This is a genomic window from Enterobacter sp. BIDMC 27 (genome assembly GCF_000534415.1).
GTDB lineage: Bacteria > Pseudomonadota > Gammaproteobacteria > Enterobacterales > Enterobacteriaceae > Enterobacter > Enterobacter hormaechei_C.
The window spans coordinates 4,656,963-4,672,922 of sequence record NZ_KI973178.1; the positions used below are offsets into that span (position 1 = coordinate 4,656,963).

At 56.9% G+C, this 15,960-nt stretch carries 13 protein-coding genes; 3 read left to right on the forward strand and 10 right to left on the reverse strand.

Going from position 1 to position 15,960, the window contains the following annotated elements:
* Positions 1 to 79: 79 nt before the first annotated feature.
* Positions 80 to 973 carry a DNA-binding transcriptional regulator ArgP gene (gene argP, locus L463_RS00920; protein ID WP_003860089.1) on the forward strand — a complete coding sequence of 298 codons (894 nt, stop codon included), beginning with the start codon at positions 80 to 82 and terminating at the stop codon, positions 971 to 973.
* Positions 974 to 1,015: 42 nt separating this feature from the next.
* Here the strand turns inward: argP and L463_RS00915 are convergent, their stop codons facing one another.
* From L463_RS00915 to tkt, 7 genes are all read right to left on the reverse strand, one after another.
* Positions 1,016 to 1,738, reverse strand: coding sequence for an oxidative stress defense protein (locus tag L463_RS00915; RefSeq protein ID WP_017382904.1), 723 nt, complete (start codon positions 1,736 to 1,738; stop codon positions 1,016 to 1,018).
* A gap of 92 nt (positions 1,739 to 1,830) precedes the next feature.
* Entirely contained in the window at positions 1,831 to 2,466 is a 636-nt protein-coding gene (argO, locus tag L463_RS00910; RefSeq protein WP_003860085.1) for an arginine exporter ArgO, read from the reverse strand.
* A gap of 145 nt (positions 2,467 to 2,611) precedes the next feature.
* The gene (mscS, locus tag L463_RS00905; RefSeq protein ID WP_032102946.1) at positions 2,612 to 3,466 is read right to left on the reverse strand and encodes a small-conductance mechanosensitive channel MscS; all 855 of its coding nucleotides are present in this window, start codon (positions 3,464 to 3,466) and stop codon (positions 2,612 to 2,614) included.
* A 187-nt stretch (positions 3,467 to 3,653) separates the two neighbouring features.
* A complete protein-coding gene (gene fbaA / locus L463_RS00900) occupies positions 3,654 to 4,733 on the reverse strand; it encodes a class II fructose-bisphosphate aldolase (protein WP_017692704.1) in 1,080 nt (359 codons plus the stop codon).
* A gap of 92 nt (positions 4,734 to 4,825) precedes the next feature.
* The gene (gene pgk, locus L463_RS00895; protein ID WP_032102947.1) at positions 4,826 to 5,989 is read right to left on the reverse strand and encodes a phosphoglycerate kinase; all 1,164 of its coding nucleotides are present in this window, start codon (positions 5,987 to 5,989) and stop codon (positions 4,826 to 4,828) included.
* 49 nt (positions 5,990 to 6,038) lie between these two features.
* A complete protein-coding gene (epd, locus tag L463_RS00890; protein WP_015571810.1) occupies positions 6,039 to 7,058 on the reverse strand; it encodes an erythrose-4-phosphate dehydrogenase in 1,020 nt (339 codons plus the stop codon).
* Between the two features lie 356 nt (positions 7,059 to 7,414).
* On the reverse strand, positions 7,415 to 9,406 hold the full coding sequence (gene tkt / locus L463_RS00885) for a transketolase (RefSeq protein ID WP_017382908.1): 1,992 nt from the start codon (positions 9,404 to 9,406) through the stop codon (positions 7,415 to 7,417).
* A 272-nt stretch (positions 9,407 to 9,678) separates the two neighbouring features.
* On the opposite strand from tkt, the gene L463_RS00880 reads away from it, so the two are divergent.
* Both L463_RS00880 and L463_RS00875 read left to right on the forward strand, forming a co-directional pair.
* A complete protein-coding gene (locus L463_RS00880) occupies positions 9,679 to 10,437 on the forward strand; it encodes a metalloprotease LoiP (protein WP_017382909.1) in 759 nt (252 codons plus the stop codon).
* Positions 10,438 to 10,647: 210 nt separating this feature from the next.
* Positions 10,648 to 11,916: an OprD family porin gene (locus tag L463_RS00875; RefSeq protein ID WP_032102951.1), complete on the forward strand. Its 1,269-nt coding sequence runs from the start codon at positions 10,648 to 10,650 to the stop codon at positions 11,914 to 11,916.
* A gap of 139 nt (positions 11,917 to 12,055) precedes the next feature.
* Here the strand turns inward: L463_RS00875 and L463_RS00870 are convergent, their stop codons facing one another.
* The 3 genes from L463_RS00870 to L463_RS00860 are packed head-to-tail and all read right to left on the reverse strand — an operon-like array spanning position 12,056 to position 15,959.
* Positions 12,056 to 13,696 carry a thiamine pyrophosphate-binding protein gene (locus L463_RS00870; protein WP_032102952.1) on the reverse strand — a complete coding sequence of 547 codons (1,641 nt, stop codon included), beginning with the start codon at positions 13,694 to 13,696 and terminating at the stop codon, positions 12,056 to 12,058.
* 13 nt (positions 13,697 to 13,709) lie between these two features.
* Entirely contained in the window at positions 13,710 to 15,179 is a 1,470-nt protein-coding gene (locus L463_RS00865; RefSeq protein WP_032673318.1) for an aldehyde dehydrogenase, read from the reverse strand.
* A 9-nt stretch (positions 15,180 to 15,188) separates the two neighbouring features.
* Positions 15,189 to 15,959: an aspartate dehydrogenase gene (locus L463_RS00860; RefSeq protein WP_032673320.1), complete on the reverse strand. Its 771-nt coding sequence runs from the start codon at positions 15,957 to 15,959 to the stop codon at positions 15,189 to 15,191.
* Between the last annotated feature and the right edge of the window lies 1 nt (position 15,960).

The following is a 15,960-nucleotide window of genomic DNA, read 5'->3' on the forward strand; positions in this document are numbered from 1 at the left end:
TCGAATGGATTTCGTCTGCCACGAAGGGAAAATTGTGTCATAGTGCAGATTAAGCAAAATTAAGGAGTCAGCCAGAGCAATGAAACGTCCGGACTACAGAACACTACAGGCACTTGATGCAGTTATTCGTGAACGCGGTTTTGAGCGCGCGGCGCAAAAGCTGTGCATCACCCAGTCCGCCGTATCACAGCGTATCAAACAGCTTGAAAACATGTTCGGGCAGCCGCTGCTGGTGCGTACCGTACCGCCGCGTCCGACGGAGCAAGGACAAAAGCTCCTCGCCCTGCTGCGGCAGGTTGAACTGCTGGAAGATGAGTGGCTGGGCGATGAACAGACCGGCTCCACGCCGCTGCTGCTGTCGCTGGCGGTGAACGCCGACAGTCTGGCAACCTGGCTGCTGCCGGCCCTTGCGCCGGTGCTGGCCGACTCCCCTATCCGCCTGAATCTCCAGGTTGAAGACGAGACCCGCACCCAGGAGCGCCTGCGCCGTGGCGAAGTGGTTGGTGCGGTCAGTATTCAGCCTCAGGCGTTGCCAAGCTGTCTGGTGGATCAGCTGGGCGCGCTGGATTACCTGTTTGTCGGTTCAAAAGCCTTTGCCGAGCGCTACTTCCCGAACGGTGTGACCCGCGCCGCGCTGCTGAAAGCGCCTGCCGTCGCGTTCGACCATCTGGACGATATGCATCAGGCCTTCCTGCAACAAAACTTCGATCTGCCGCCGGGCAGCGTGCCGTGTCATATCGTTAACTCGTCCGAAGCCTTCGTACAGCTCGCGCGTCAGGGAACCACCTGCTGCATGATCCCGCATTTGCAGATTGAGAAAGAGTTGAAAAGCGGTGAGCTGATTGATTTAACCCCGGGGCTGTATCAGCGCCGGATGCTGTACTGGCACCGTTTTGCGCCGGAAAGCCGCATGATGCGCAACGTCACTGACGCACTGCTGGCGTTTGGGCATAAGGTTTTGAGGCAGGATTAAAAGAAAAGCCGGGTGGCCGCTACGCCTTACCCGGCCTACGGGTTACTGAGCGGGCTTTTCAGTCGGCTCCAGCTGGAACACCACATCAACCTGATCGTCGAACTGAATGGTTGGCTGCTCATAGGTTTCCTGAGCAGAAACCGGCGCGGCGTCCGCCTTCATCATCCGAACCATCGGGCTTGGCTGGTAGTTTGAAACGTGGTAGCGCACGCTGTAAACCGGACCGAGCTTGGTCTTGAAGCCGGATGCCAGCTGCTGCGCCTGATGAATGGCATCATCAATCGCCGCTTTACGCGCTTCGTCTTTATATTTCTCCGGTTGCGCAACGCCCAGCGAGACGGAACGAATTTCGTTCAGCCCAGCCTTCAGCGCACCATCCAGCAATCCGTTGAGCTTATCAAGCTGGCGTACAGTCACTTCCACAGTACGCACGGCGCGATAGCCTTTCAGGATGCTTTTGCCGTTCTGGTAGTCGTAATCCGGTTGGGTACGCAGGTTCGCAGAGCTGATGTCTTTTTTCGCGACACCGTTCTGTTCCAGGAAAGAGAGGTATTGCGCAACACGATCGTCTGCCTGTTTCTTGGCGGAAGCAGCATCTTTCGCCGCCACGTTCACTTCAATTGCCAGGGTTGCAACATCCGGTACCGCATCCACGCTTGCCGTGCCTGAAGTGACAATGTGCGGGCCGTTTGGCAGTTCATTCGCCTGCACCGACACCGCACCTAAACTTACTAATGCCGCCAGGGCCATCACCTTAAACTTCACTGTCATTCCTCCATGTTGCGAAGAGTGCCCCATCAACAGGGCTCATGCCAGCAAGCTTAGCGGGTCTTGTTCAGATGTCCATAAGACAACGCTTAGTTGAACAATCCCTGTACGTGATGAATGCCCTCTTTCGCCAGCTGGAAGGCAATAAACCACATCACCAGCCCAACCAGGGTATTGATAATGCGCTGCGCTTTAGCGGTGCGCAGACGGGGCGCCAGCCATGCCGCCAGGATCGCAAGACCAAAGAACCAGAGGAAGGAGGCGCTGACCGTACCGAGCGCAAACCAGCGCTTGGGCTCAACGTCCAGCTGTCCACCCAGGCTGCCGAGCACCACGAACGTATCAAGATAAACGTGCGGGTTAAGCCACGTCACGGCGAGCATGGTGACGATAATCTTCCAGCGCCCCTGCTTCATCACTTCGGCGCTCGCCAGCTCAAGATTGCTGCTCATGGCCGTTTTCAGGGCGCCAAACCCGTACCACAGCAGAAACGCTACGCCGCCCCAGGTAACCAGCGCCAGCAGCCACGGCGACTGCATCAGCAAGGCGCTGCCGCCAAAAATCCCGGCGCAAATCAGTAGCAAATCGCTCACCGCGCACAGCAGGGCAATCATCAGATGATACTGACGGCGAATGCCCTGGTTCATCACAAACGCATTTTGTGGACCAAGGGGAAGGATCATGGCCGCACCTAATGCAAGCCCTTGAAAATAATAAGATAACATGACGTAATTCTCGCAGAGTTGTCCTGGAGGCAGACTATACTGCGGGAACGGCATTAGAGGAAATTGATAATATTAATTGGGGATTAGCCGGGCTAATAAAAGAAAAGCCCGGTGTCGCTGACGCTTACCGGGCCTACGAGAGACGTTACTCTGCTTCTTTGATTTTTTTGACGTTTACGTCCATCTGCGGGTACGGGAAGCTGATGCCGTTGGCATCGAAATCACGCTTAATGCGCTCCAGCACGTCCCAGTAAACGTTTTGCAGATCGCCGCTTTTACTCCAGATGCGCACCACAAAATTAATGGATGACGCGCCCAACTCGTTCAGGCGAACGGTCATTTCGCGATCTTTAAGAATGCGGTCATCTGATTCGATGATATCGGTAATCAGCTTTTTCACCAACTCAGTATCTGAATCATAGCCAACCCCGATAATGAGTTCATTACGGCGAACCGGCTCACGAGAGAAGTTAGTAATGTTGCCATCAATCACTTTCTTGTTTGGCACAATGACGATTTTGCCGTCTGCCGAACGCAGCGTGGTAGAAAAAATCTGCACGTTCAGCACGGTGCCCGCAGTGCCACCGAGATCAACATACTCTCCGGCACGGAAAGGACGGAACGTCACTAACAGTACGCCAGCTGCAAGGTTAGCCAGCGAGCCCTGAAGAGCGAGACCTACGGCCAGACCAGCGGCACCAAGTACGGCAATGACCGAAGCGGTCTGTACACCGACCCGCCCCATTGCCGCAATGAGGGTAAACGCAATAATCCCGTAACGCACCAGCGCAGAAAGGAAATCAGCAACGGTTGCATCGATATGACGGGATAGCATTACGCGATTAACGCCCCGGGAAACCGTGCGGGCAACGATCATCCCCACAATAATAATGGCGATTGCCGCCGCAATATTCACAGCGTAACTAATCAGGAGCGCCTGGTTGCGCACCAGCCAGGAGCCAGCGTTATTGATGCTATCTACAACACCGAGATCTTCCATTTATCTTTCCTTATGCTCATAAAAACCACAAAATCTATCCCACACGGAGACAGGCAGGTCAGTAAAGGGTAAACAAAAAGCCATGATATTGCCAAACAGATCACAAAAACAGAGGCATCAGGCTATTGAAAAGGCATAAAAAAAGGCCCGCATATGCGGACCTTCTTGAGGCTATGAACAGCTCAAATTACAGAACGTCAACCGCGTTCAGTTCTTTGAATGCCTGCTCCAGACGAGTAATCATAGAAGTCTGGGCAGCGCGCAGCCATACGCGTGGATCGTAGTATTTCTTGTTCGGCTGGTCTTCGCCTTTCGGGTTGCCCAGCTGACCTTGCAGGTAAGCTTCGTTGGTTTTGTAGTATTGCAGGATACCGTCCCAGGTTGCCCACTGGGTGTCGGTATCGATGTTCATTTTCACTACGCCGTAGCTTACGGAGTCTTTGATTTCCTGAGCAGAAGAACCGGAACCGCCGTGGAAGACGAAGTTCAGGCTGTTGTGCGGCAGGTTGTGTTTCTTAGACACGTATTCCTGAGAATCACGCAGGATGGTCGGGGTCAGAACCACGTTACCTGGTTTGTATACGCCGTGTACGTTACCGAAGGACGCTGCGATGGTGAAGCGTGGGCTGATTTTGCTCAGCTCGGTGTAAGCGTAATCAACGTCTTCTGGCTGAGTGTACAGAGCAGAAGCGTCCATGTGGCTGTTGTCCACACCGTCTTCTTCACCGCCGGTGCAACCCAGTTCGATTTCCAGGGTCATGCCCATTTTGGACATACGCGCCAGGTACTTAGAGCAGATCTCGATGTTTTCTTCCAGAGACTCTTCGGACAGGTCGATCATGTGAGAAGAGAACAGTGGCTTACCGGTTGCTGCGAAGTGTTTTTCACCTGCGTCCAGCAGACCGTCGATCCACGGCAGCAGTTTTTTCGCGCAGTGGTCAGTGTGCAGGATAACCGGAACACCGTAGTGCTCAGCCATCTGGTGAACGTGATGTGCGCCAGAGATAGCACCCAAGATAGCAGCGCCCTGAGGAACGTCAGTTTTCACGCCTTTACCTGCGATGAACGCAGCGCCGCCGTTAGAGAACTGAACGATAACCGGTGCTTTAACTTTTGCAGCGGTTTCCAGTACGGCGTTGATGGAGTCGGTACCTACGCAGTTAACTGCTGGCAGAGCGAAGTTGTTTTCTTTAGCTACCTGGAACACTTTCTGTACGTCATCACCAGTGATAACGCCAGGTTTTACGAAATCAAAAATTTTAGACATGTTGCTTAGTCCTGTATCTTCGGCCGTTAGAAAAGGTGCGAGCTCTGATAAGCGCGCTGAAAATTGGGCAGGTTTCCCTGCCCCTGAATGGCTTACTTCTTAGCGCGCTCTTCGAGCATTGCTACTGCTGGCAGGACTTTACCTTCCACGAATTCGAGGAATGCGCCGCCACCAGTGGAGATGTAGGAGATCTTGTCAGCGATACCGAACAGATCGATAGCTGCCAGGGTGTCACCACCGCCTGCGATAGAGAACGCTTCGCTGTCTGCGATAGCATTAGCCACGATCTCAGTCCCTTTGCGGAAGTTCGGGAATTCGAACACGCCGACAGGACCGTTCCACAGGATAGTTTTTGCGTTTTTCAGGATTTCAGCCAGTTTCTGTGCAGAAACGTCGCCCAGGTCCAGAATCTGCTCTTCATCTTTGATGTCGTTAACAGATTTCAGGGTTGCGGTAGCGGTTTCGGAGAACTCGGTAGCTACACGAACGTCAGTTGGAACCGGGATATCACAGGTGCTCAGCAGACGTTTGGCTTCGTCAACCAGATCCGCTTCGTACAGGGATTTACCCACGTTGTGGCCTTGCGCAGCAACGAAGGTGTTCGCGATACCACCGCCAACGATCAGCTGGTCAGCGATTTTGGACAGGGAATCCAGTACGGTCAGTTTGGTAGAAACTTTAGAACCACCAACGATAGCGACCATTGGACGAGCAGGTTCTTTCAGTGCTTTACCCAGCGCTTCCAGTTCGTCAGCCAGCAGCGGACCTGCACAGGCGACGTCTGCGAATTTACCGATACCGTGGGTAGATGCCTGCGCACGGTGAGCCGTACCGAATGCATCCATCACGAATACGTCGCACAGCGCAGCGTATTTTTTGGACAGGGTTTCGTCGTCTTTCTTTTCGCCTTTGTTGAAGCGAACGTTTTCCAGAACAACCAGCTCACCTTCGGCAACGTCTACGCCGTCCAGGTAATCTTTCACCAGGCGAACCGGGCTGGACAGTTTGTCTTTCAGGTAATTAACAACCGGCAGCAGAGAGAACTCTTCGTTGTACTCGCCTTCAGTTGGACGGCCCAGGTGGGAGGTGACCATCACTTTAGCGCCCTGCTTCAGAGCCAGTTCAATGGTTGGCAGAGATGCACGGATACGCGCGTCGCTGGTCACTTTGCCATCTTTAACCGGTACGTTCAGATCGGCACGGATGAAAACGCGTTTACCTGCCAGATCCAGATCGGTCATCTTAATTACAGACATGGTGAATCCTCTCGTTGATTCTTAAAGTTTTGCAAGCGCAAGGTGCGCTCTACCTGAAACCTTTTGCGGCCATGGCTAACGTGGTGTCGAGCATTCGGTTAGCAAAGCCCCATTCGTTATCACACCAGACCAGCGTCTTGATAAGGTGCGCACCACTGACTCGCGTCTGCGTGCCATCCACGATGGCGCTGTGCGGGTCGTGGTTAAAATCTACTGAGACCAACGGTAATTCCGTATAGTCAACTATACCATGAAATGCTCCCTGTGCCGCTTTTTGCAGCAACAGGTTGACTTCACAGGCTTTTACCGGTTTTTTCACCGTCACGCTAAGATCGATTGCGGTGACGTTTATCGTCGGCACGCGCACGGCAATCGCTTCGAAACGGTCGTTAAACTGCGGGAAAATACGGGTGATCCCGGCAGCCAGTTTCGTATCCACCGGAATGATGGACTGGCTCGCCGCGCGAGTGCGCCGTAAATCCGGATGGTAGGCGTCGATGACCTGCTGATCGTGCATGGCGGAGTGAATCGTGGTCACGGTGCCGGATTCAATGCCATACGCATCGTCTAACAGTTTAATGACCGGAATAATGCAGTTGGTGGTGCAGGAGGCGTTGGAGACAATGCGGTGTTCAGCTTGCAGCTCGTGCTGGTTGACGCCAAACACGACGGTGGCGTCGAGGTCGTTACTGCCGGGATGGGAGAACAGCACTTTTTTCGCGCCAGCATTCAGATGCGCTTCGCCATGTTCACGGTTACCGTACACGCCGGTACAGTCCAGCACCACATCCACACCCAGTTCGCGCCAGGGCAGCCCTTCAATACTGTTCTCATGCAGCACGCGGATGGCATCGTCACCGACGAACAGCTGTTCCCTTTCCTGGCGAACGTCCCAGGCAAAGCGACCGTGGCTGGTGTCATATTTCAACAAATGCGCCATGCCCGCAGCATCCGCCAGTTCATTGATTGCCACCACGGTGATTTCCGCACGACGCCCGGATTCATATAAAGCACGAACCACGTTGCGTCCGATGCGACCGAAGCCATTAATCGCTACGCGTACGGTCATAGATCTCCTGCAAAGCTATCCCTGAGTTTGAGGTGGCTGAAAGAGTAATCCAGCGACGCCCGAAGGGGAATCCTTGCTGTCACAAACTGCGATTGATTGGTCAATTGTCGCACATTTAATCGACTGAAACGCTTCAGCAAGAATAAGCGAATCGGGGAATAAAAGGAATCTCTGTCCAGATGAATAAGCGAGCTATATGACTTGCATCACATTTTCGGTGGAATAATTTACAGAGCAGTTACATGTCTGAGGAATCGTGCATACAAAAAAGCCGGGTGGCGCTAACGCTTACCCGGCCTACATTTTATGCCATTTGTAGGCCCGGTAAGCGTTAGCGCCACCGGGCAAAACGGCAATTACAGCAGTTCTTTCGCCTTAGCGACAACGTTCTCAACGGTGAAGCCAAACTCTTCAAACAGCTGTTCAGCTGGCGCAGACTCACCAAACGTGGTCATACCGACGATAGCGCCGTTCAGGCCAACGTATTTGAACCAGTAGTCAGCGATACCCGCTTCCACTGCCACGCGAGCGGAGACCGCTTTAGGCAGTACGGATTCGCGGTACGCGGCATCCTGCTTGTCGAACGCATCGGTAGATGGCATAGAAACCACACGCGCTTTCACGCCTTCAGCAGTCAGTTTTTCCCATGCGGCAACGGCCAGTTCAACTTCAGAACCGGTCGCGATGAAGATCAGCTCAGGCTGGCCTGCGCAATCTTTCAGCACGTAACCACCGCGCGCGATGTTTGCCAGCTGCTCTGGGGTACGCTCCTGCTGCGCCAGGTTCTGACGGGAGAGGATCAGTGCGGTCGGGCCATCATGACGCTCAACGCCGTATTTCCACGCCACCGCAGATTCAACCTGGTCACATGGACGCCATGTGCTCATGTTCGGGGTCACGCGCAGGGAAGCCACCTGCTCTACTGGCTGGTGGGTAGGACCGTCTTCGCCCAGACCGATGGAGTCGTGGGTGTAGACCATCACCTGACGCTGTTTCATCAGCGCAGCCATACGCACGGCGTTACGTGCATATTCCACAAACATCAGGAAGGTAGAGGTGTACGGCAGGAAGCCACCGTGCAGAGCGATACCGTTGGCAATCGCGGTCATCCCGAATTCACGTACACCGTAATGGATGTAGTTACCGGCAGTGTCTTCGTTGATTGGCTTAGATCCGGACCACAGGGTCAGGTTTGATGGCGCCAGGTCAGCGGAGCCGCCGAGGAATTCTGGAAGCAGAGGGCCAAACGCTTCGATCGCATTCTGAGATGCTTTACGGCTGGCGATCTTGGCTGGGTTCGCCTGCAACTTCGCGATGAACTCGTTCGCTTTCGCGTCGAAGTCAGACGGCATGTCGCCTTTCATACGACGGGTGAATTCAGCCGCTTCCTGAGGGAAGGCTTTCGCGTATGCCGCGAACTTCTCGTTCCAGGCCGCTTCTTTCGCCTGGCCCACTTCTTTTGCATCCCACTGAGCGTAGATCTCAGATGGGATTTCGAATGCAGGGTGTTTCCAGCCCAGAGCTTCACGGGTCAGTGCGATTTCCGCGTCGCCCAGCGGCGCGCCGTGGGAGTCGTGCGTACCCGCTTTGTTCGGCGAACCGAAGCCGATGATGGTTTTGCACATCAGCAGAGACGGTTTGTCCGTCACAGCGCGCGCTTCTTCTACTGCACGTTTAATCGAGTCAGCATCGTGGCCATCAACGCCGCGCACAACGTGCCAGCCGTAGGCTTCGAAACGTGCGGCGGTGTCGTCAGTGAACCAGCCTTCAACATGACCGTCGATGGAGATGCCGTTGTCGTCGTAGAACGCAACCAGTTTACCCAGCTTCAGGGTGCCTGCCAGGGAGCACACTTCGTGAGAAATGCCCTCCATCATGCAGCCGTCGCCCAGGAAGGCGTAGGTGAAGTGGTCAACGATGTCGTGGCCAGGACGGTTAAACTGCGCCGCCAGGGTCTTCTCTGCAATCGCCATCCCTACGGCGTTAGCGATGCCCTGACCCAGCGGACCGGTAGTGGTTTCAACGCCAGCGGTGTAGCCCACTTCCGGGTGACCTGGAGTTTTGGAGTGCAGCTGACGGAAGTTTTTCAGCTCTTCGATTGGCAGATCGTAGCCAGTGAGGTGCAGCAGGCTGTAGATCAGCATAGAGCCGTGGCCGTTAGACAGCACGAAACGGTCGCGGTCTGCCCATGCCGGGTTCTGCGGGTTGTGGTTAAGGAAATCACGCCACAGGACTTCGGCGATGTCAGCCATGCCCATAGGGGCGCCCGGGTGGCCGGATTTGGCTTTCTGTACTGCGTCCATGCTCAGCGCACGAATAGCATTAGCAAGCTCTTTACGTGAGGACATTTTAACTCCAGATCGGACTGTTAAAGGCCATGCCCTTGACGACAGCGCGTTTTGGGCTACGCCGGAAAAAAGTGCCAACAATGTAACCCAAGCCGCAGGGCATGTACATGGACCATTCTTTTGCAGCTTAAGAAATCTCTGGATCATGCTCGCATGTTGCGCAATCTGCTCGCCCGCCTCTGTCGATATTCCTTATACTTAGCCCGACACCGGCTTCGTTGACGGTGCATTTTTCGGAATTAATTCAGATTAACGAGTACGGAAGCAACATCATGAAAATGCGTGCAATCGGGCTGGCTGTGGGAACAACGCTCCTGCTAAGCGGCTGTCAGAATATGGATTCTAACGGCCTGATGACCTCAGGCGCAGAAGCTTTTCAGGCCTACTCATTGAGCGATGCGCAGGTGAAAGCGTTGAGCGACGAGGCCTGTAAGGATATGGATGGAAAAGCTACGCTTGCCCCGGCAAACAGCACCTACACGCAGCGTCTGAACAAGATTGCTTCCGCGCTGGGCGACAACATTAACGGTCAGCCGGTGAACTACAAGGTGTATATGGCGAAAGACGTCAACGCCTTTGCGATGGCGAACGGCTGTATTCGCGTTTACAGCGGCCTGATGGACATGATGACCGACAACGAAGTGGAAGCGGTGATCGGCCATGAAATGGGTCACGTTGCACTGGGTCACGTGAAGAAAGGGATGCAGGTTGCGCTGGGCACCAATGCCGTGCGTGCAGCGGCGGCCTCTGCGGGCGGCATCGTCGGCAGCCTGTCCCAGTCGCAGCTGGGCGACGTGGGCGAAAAACTGGTGAACTCGCAGTTCTCCCAGCGTCAGGAGTCGGAAGCGGATGACTACTCTTACGATCTGTTGCGCAAACGCGGCATCAATCCATCGGGTTTAGCTACCAGCTTCGAAAAACTGGCGAAACTGGAGGAGGGCCGTCAAAGCTCCATGTTTGACGATCACCCGGCTTCGGAAGAGCGTGCACAGCATATTCGCGACCGTATGGCGGCAGACGGAATTAAATAATTTCAGAAGGAGGCAGTTTTGCCTCCTTTTTATTTCGCATGAATTGTTAACTTAAAAGCACGTATCGATAACCCCCCTGAAAGCCCCGCCAAATCTACCCTGCCACTCTGAAATGTCTGGTCACATAATTATTGCAAAGGTTACTTTTTCCGGTAATTATCTCTTCCGCAGTTATTCAAATTAATATATCCAGACAGAGACGTTCCCTCCGTGAAAAAAGAATTATCATTAATTGCTTTAAGTTTATTTGCCGCATTACCTGCCGCCGCAAGCCAGCAATCCGACAGCAAGGGTTTTATTGACGACAGCCATCTGGATCTGTTTTTACGCAATGCGTATATCAGCCGCGACTACCATCAGGGCCAGCAGGACAAAGCCGAATGGGGTCAGGGGATCATCGCCACGTTTGCATCCGGCTATACCGAAGGGCTGGTGGGCTTCGGCGTGGACGGTATCGCGCAGTATGGCGTGCGTCTGGACGGTGGCCGCGGCAAGAGCGGCGCGGACGGCATCGACTTCTTTAAGCAGGAAGACGACGGCCGGGCAAAATCCGATCTGGCAAAGTTTGGCGCGACGGCCAAAATGCGCATCTCCAATACCGTGCTGAGCTACGGGAACCAGCGTCCTGAACTGCCAATCATTACATCCGACAGCTCCCGCCTGCTGTTTGAAAGCTACACCGGCACCCTGCTGACCTCGAAAGAGATCGACGGTCTGGAAGTCAACGCCGGTTACTTCACCGACGAGCAGCGTAAAAGCGATGACCGCCACGACAGCGGACTGAAGAGCCTCTCCTTCGGCGGTGCGAGCTATCAGTTTAACGACCAGTTCAGCGGCGCGCTGTACGCCTCTCATAACGAAGAGGTGATGAACAAGCAGTACCTGGGCATGAACTTCAAACAGCCGTTCAGTACCGGGCAGCAGCTGGTGCTCGACTTCAACGGCTATAACTCCCGTCTCGACCAGCATTACGCGGACAGCCTCGACACGGGCCGCAGCAACACCATCTGGAGCCTGGCGGCGAGCTATATCTGGGACATTCACACGTTCAAAGTGGCGTACCAGCAGAGCAGCGGCAGTACCGGCTACAACTACGGCGGCTATCGCGACAAAGGCGGAGTGGGTGACGGCGGTAACACCATCTGGCTGGCGAACTCCTACTGGTCTGATTTCAATGGCGAAGATGAACGTTCCTGGCAGGCATCCTACGGTCTGGACTTTGGCGGCCTTGGTTTACCGGGCCTGAGCTGGACCACCGCCTACGTGCGCGGCGATAACATCAAAACCTCTGAAACCAGCAATGGCAAAGAGCACGAGTGGTTTAACCAGATCCAGTACCAGGTGCAGGATGGCCCGGCGAAAGATCTGAAGCTGAAGCTGCGCTACTCCGTACTGCGCGTCTCCAGCAACGCCAGCGAGTACAACGTGGGCGGGGACGAGATCCGCGCTTACGTGGAATACCCGTTTAACGTGTTCTGATTTACCCCCTCACCCTAACCCTCTCCCAAAGGGAGAGGGAACGCTGTCACCCTAACCCTCTCCCAAAGGGAGAGGGAACGCTGTCACCCTCTCCCTTTGGGAGAGGGCTGGGGTGAGGGCTTCAGACCGCACTGCACTTCTAGTAAAGCGTCTTCTGCGGCGGCCCCGCAAACTTAAGGGCGCCAATCTGCCCCATCCGCACTTCCACAACCGACGGCCCCGGCATCGCCAGCGCCTCCGTCATCACCGCATCAAAATCCTCTGCCCGCTCAACGCTCCACGCCTGTAGGCCAATCGCCTGCGCCAGCAGGGTAAAGTCCGGCGTATGCAGCGCGTTATAATACTGACGCCCGCCGAAATACTTATCCTGAATACCGCGCATCACCCCGTAGCCGCCGTCGTTCATGACCAGCAGCGTCACGTTGGCTTTCTCCTGCGCCAGCGTCGCCAGCTCGCCTAAATTGAGGCTCAGGCCGCCGTCGCCCACCAGCCCCACCACCTTGCGCTGCGGGTTGGCAATCGCGGTGCCGATGGCCATCGGCAGCCCCATACCAATCGCCCCGGCGAGGGAGTGAATGTTCATCAGCGGACCGTTAGCCCTGAACAGGCGGCTACCCCACAGGCTGCCGGACACGGTGATATCGCGCACAAGCAGGCCGTCTTTCGGCAGGGCTTTTGCTATGGCGTCGTTAAGCTTCGCATAGGCGCCGCACTGCTCGCGCAGCCCCTGCTCAGCTTGCCCGACCGCCTGCTGCACCTGCATATCCCACTGGGGACTGCCCCACTCGCGGCCCTGTACTTTTTCAGCCAGCGCGCCAAGCACCGCTGAACAATCGGCTATCAACGTGCTATCCATCAGGTAGTTACGGCTTGCCGCCGCCGGGTCGATATCGATCTGCACCCGCGGGGAAGGCAGCTCAAGCGTCCAGGATCGGGTTTCGTTGCTGCGCAGGCGAGAACCGGCCACCAGCGTAAAATCACACTGCGCAATCAGGGCCTCAACCGACGGCGAGTTGTGGAACGCGCGAAGGCTGGCGCGGTGGCTGTCCGGCAGCACGCCGCGCGCGTGGGTGCTGGAAATCACGGTGATGCCCGCATCCGCCAGCGTTTTAACCGCGTCTGCGCTGCCCAGCGCCCCGCCCCCCAGCCACAGCAGCGGCTGTTTCGCCTGTTTTAGCTGCGCCCACAGCGCGTCAACCATTCCGGTATCCACGGCTGGAACCGATGCCGGTTTAACCGGTTTAGTCACCAGCGATAGCGGAATCTTGGCGCCCTGAATATCAATCGGGATTTCCACCGAGACCGGTCCGCACGGCGGGGTCTGCGCGTCCTGGAAAGCTTTATGCAGAATCGCTATCGCCTGATTCGCATTGCTGATGCGGTACGCCCGTTTTGAGCTGGCCTTCAGGAAGGTCAGCTGGTCACGGGTTTCATGGATAAACCCGGTGTCGGCGTCCAGCCAGGCTTTCTCTACCTGCCCGGTTAAATGCAGCAGCGGCGTGCAGGCATTCATGGCTTCCACCAGCGCGCCTACCGCATTGCCCGCCCCCGCGCCGGTGCTGGTCAGCGCCACGCCGAGGCCGGAAAAGCGCCCGTGGGCGTCGGCCATGGTGACGGAACCGGCTTCACCGCGCGCGGGCACAAAGCGGATATTGCCCCGCTGCCCAACCGCATCCGCGATCGGCAGGTTGTGAATGGAGATGACGCCATAGATGGCCTCAACCTGATACTGCTCCAGCGTTCTGGCGATGGCGTCGCCGACGGTTATCATTTCGCTCATTGCTCACCCTTTCTCAGTCGCACCAGTGGTTGACGCTGTTACCCGTCGCCAGATAAATGCTCTTTTGTTGCATCCAGGCTTTCAGCCCCTGGATACCCTTCTCGCGGCCCAGACCGCTCTCTTTAAAGCCCCCGAACGGGGTCGAAATCGCAAAGACTTTGTAGGTGTTGATCCACACCGTGCCTGCCTCCAGCTGCTCGCTGAGACGCAGGGCGCGACCGGTATCGCGTGTCCAGATCCCCGCTGCCAGGCCGTAAACCGAGTCGTTCGCCTCGCGGATAAGCGTGGCTTCATCGGCAAACGGCATCGCCACCAGCACCGGGCCGAAGATCTCTTCCTGACAGGCGCGGGCGCTGTTGCTCAACCCTTCGATAATCGTGGGCAGGAAAAAGCTGCCGTTTGCCAGAGCGGGATCGGCGGGGATCTCGCCGCCGCACAGCACGCGGCCCCCTTCACGCTTCGCCAGTTCGACGTACTCGATCACGCTCTGGCGATGTTTTTCGCCGATCAACGGTCCGACATGCACGCCTTCGGTAAACGGGTGTCCGACGCGCAGCCCGCGAGTTAATTCCAGCAGCCTCGCCATCAGCGGGGCGTAAATGCTCTCGTGGATAAACAGCCGCGATCCGGCGATACACGCCTGCCCCGCCGAGCTGAAAATGCCATAGCAGATCCCGCGCGCGGCCTGTTCGATATCAGCATCCTCCAGCACAATGGTCGGCGATTTGCCGCCCAGCTCCAGCGAGGCCGGGATCAGTTTTTCCGCCGCCACGTGCGCCAGATGACGGCCCGTGGTGGTACCGCCGGTAAAGGAAATTTTGCGCACGCGAGGATGACGCGCCAGCGCATCGCCAATCACCGAGCCTTTGCCCGGCAGCACGCTCAGCAGCCCGGCGGGCAGCCCGGCCTGTTCAAAAATCCGCGCCAGCTCCAGCGCCATCAGCGGCGTGGCTTCGGCGGGCTTGAGGATCACCGCGTTCCCGGCGGCAATCGCCGGTGCGACCTTCTGCATTTCGCTGGCAATCGGCGAGTTCCACGGCGTGATGGCCGCCACCACGCCGAGCGGCTCATAGCGGCTCAGCGTCAGCAGATCCGGCTGGCGCGGCGTCGGAAGTTCCCCTTCCAGCAGCTCGCAGGCAGCGGCAAAGTAGCGCGCCGTTCCCGCCGCGCTCATCACCAGTCCGCGCGCTTCCGCCAGCGGCTTGCCGTTATCACGGCTCTGCATCTGCGCCAGCGCGTCGACGCGGGATTCAATGAGATCGGCAACCTTATGCAGGATCTTCGCGCGCATATGCGGCAGGCTGTTACGCCAGGCGGGATCGCACCAGGCGCGCTCTCCGGCGTCTACCGCCTCCTCCAGGTCATCCAGACTGGCGGCATTCAGCGTCGCGTTGATCGACCCGTCTGCCGGGAAGTGGCTCTGCATCGGGTTGCCGCCGCCGTGTCGCCACTGGCCGCCGATAAAAATCTTCAGATCGTCCATCGTCACTCCTCAGCTCAGGGCCAGCTCGCGGCAGGCGCGCACCGCGCTCAGTGCCGCCAGGGTGGAGGTTTTAGGATTCGATGCCAGCGGCAGTCCGCTCAGCTCCAGATGAAACTCGCCGAATAATCCTTCGACGTGCAGCGTGTGGGTGTTGCGTTTCGTTGCCGGGTCAACCATCAGCTGCACGCGGGTGTCGTCCATCCCGACGCCGCCGAGCGCCACGGTCGCCGCCACGTTGGCGTTCGCCGGGAACAGGCGCGCCGCCTCGCGGGCGCTGCCTTCAAAAAAGACCTTTGCCTCTGACACCGCATTCAGATCGATAAGCTGCTCGGCATAGCTGCCGCGCCAGCTGGCCGGGCTTTTGCGCGACTGATAGGTAACGCGCTCAAGGCCGCCCTCTTTCGCCGCCGCCAGCCCGTCGATACCGGCCACCGCACCGGAAAGCAGGGTCATTTTTCCGCCCGCAGCGAGCAGACGCTGCTCCAGCGAGCTGTCCGCCAGCGCGCCGGTGGAAATGACGGCCAGATGCCAGCCGCGACGCAGGATCTCTTCCCCGTACTGGGCCACCGCCTGCTGGCTGGCGCATTCCAGCACCAGATCCGGCGTTTGTGCGCACGCCATCGGCGACGTCAGCGCCTCAACCGCATCGCCAAACTGGTCGTGAATGGCGGCATGGTGAGACGCGCGCGCCACGATCCAGCCGATAGCCACGCCGGCGGGCAGGCGCTCAATCACCGCCTGCGCCATGGCGCCAAAACCAATCAACATTACCTTTTTCATG

Coding starts and splice junctions, on each gene's coding strand:
- argP (WP_003860089.1), top strand. CDS start 80: ATGAAACGTCCGGACTACAGAACACTACAGGCACTTGATGCAGTTATT.
- argO (WP_003860085.1), bottom strand. CDS start 2,466: ATGTTATCTTATTATTTTCAAGGGCTTGCATTAGGTGCGGCCATGATC.
- mscS (WP_032102946.1), bottom strand. CDS start 3,466: ATGGAAGATCTCGGTGTTGTAGATAGCATCAATAACGCTGGCTCCTGG.
- fbaA (WP_017692704.1), bottom strand. CDS start 4,733: ATGTCTAAAATTTTTGATTTCGTAAAACCTGGCGTTATCACTGGTGAT.
- pgk (WP_032102947.1), bottom strand. CDS start 5,989: ATGTCTGTAATTAAGATGACCGATCTGGATCTGGCAGGTAAACGCGTT.
- epd (WP_015571810.1), bottom strand. CDS start 7,058: ATGACCGTACGCGTAGCGATTAATGGCTTCGGTCGCATCGGACGCAAC.
- tkt (WP_017382908.1), bottom strand. CDS start 9,406: ATGTCCTCACGTAAAGAGCTTGCTAATGCTATTCGTGCGCTGAGCATG.
- L463_RS00880 (WP_017382909.1), top strand. CDS start 9,679: ATGAAAATGCGTGCAATCGGGCTGGCTGTGGGAACAACGCTCCTGCTA.
- L463_RS00870 (WP_032102952.1), bottom strand. CDS start 13,696: ATGAGCGAAATGATAACCGTCGGCGACGCCATCGCCAGAACGCTGGAG.
- L463_RS00865 (WP_032673318.1), bottom strand. CDS start 15,179: ATGGACGATCTGAAGATTTTTATCGGCGGCCAGTGGCGACACGGCGGC.
- L463_RS00860 (WP_032673320.1), bottom strand. CDS start 15,959: ATGAAAAAGGTAATGTTGATTGGTTTTGGCGCCATGGCGCAGGCGGTG.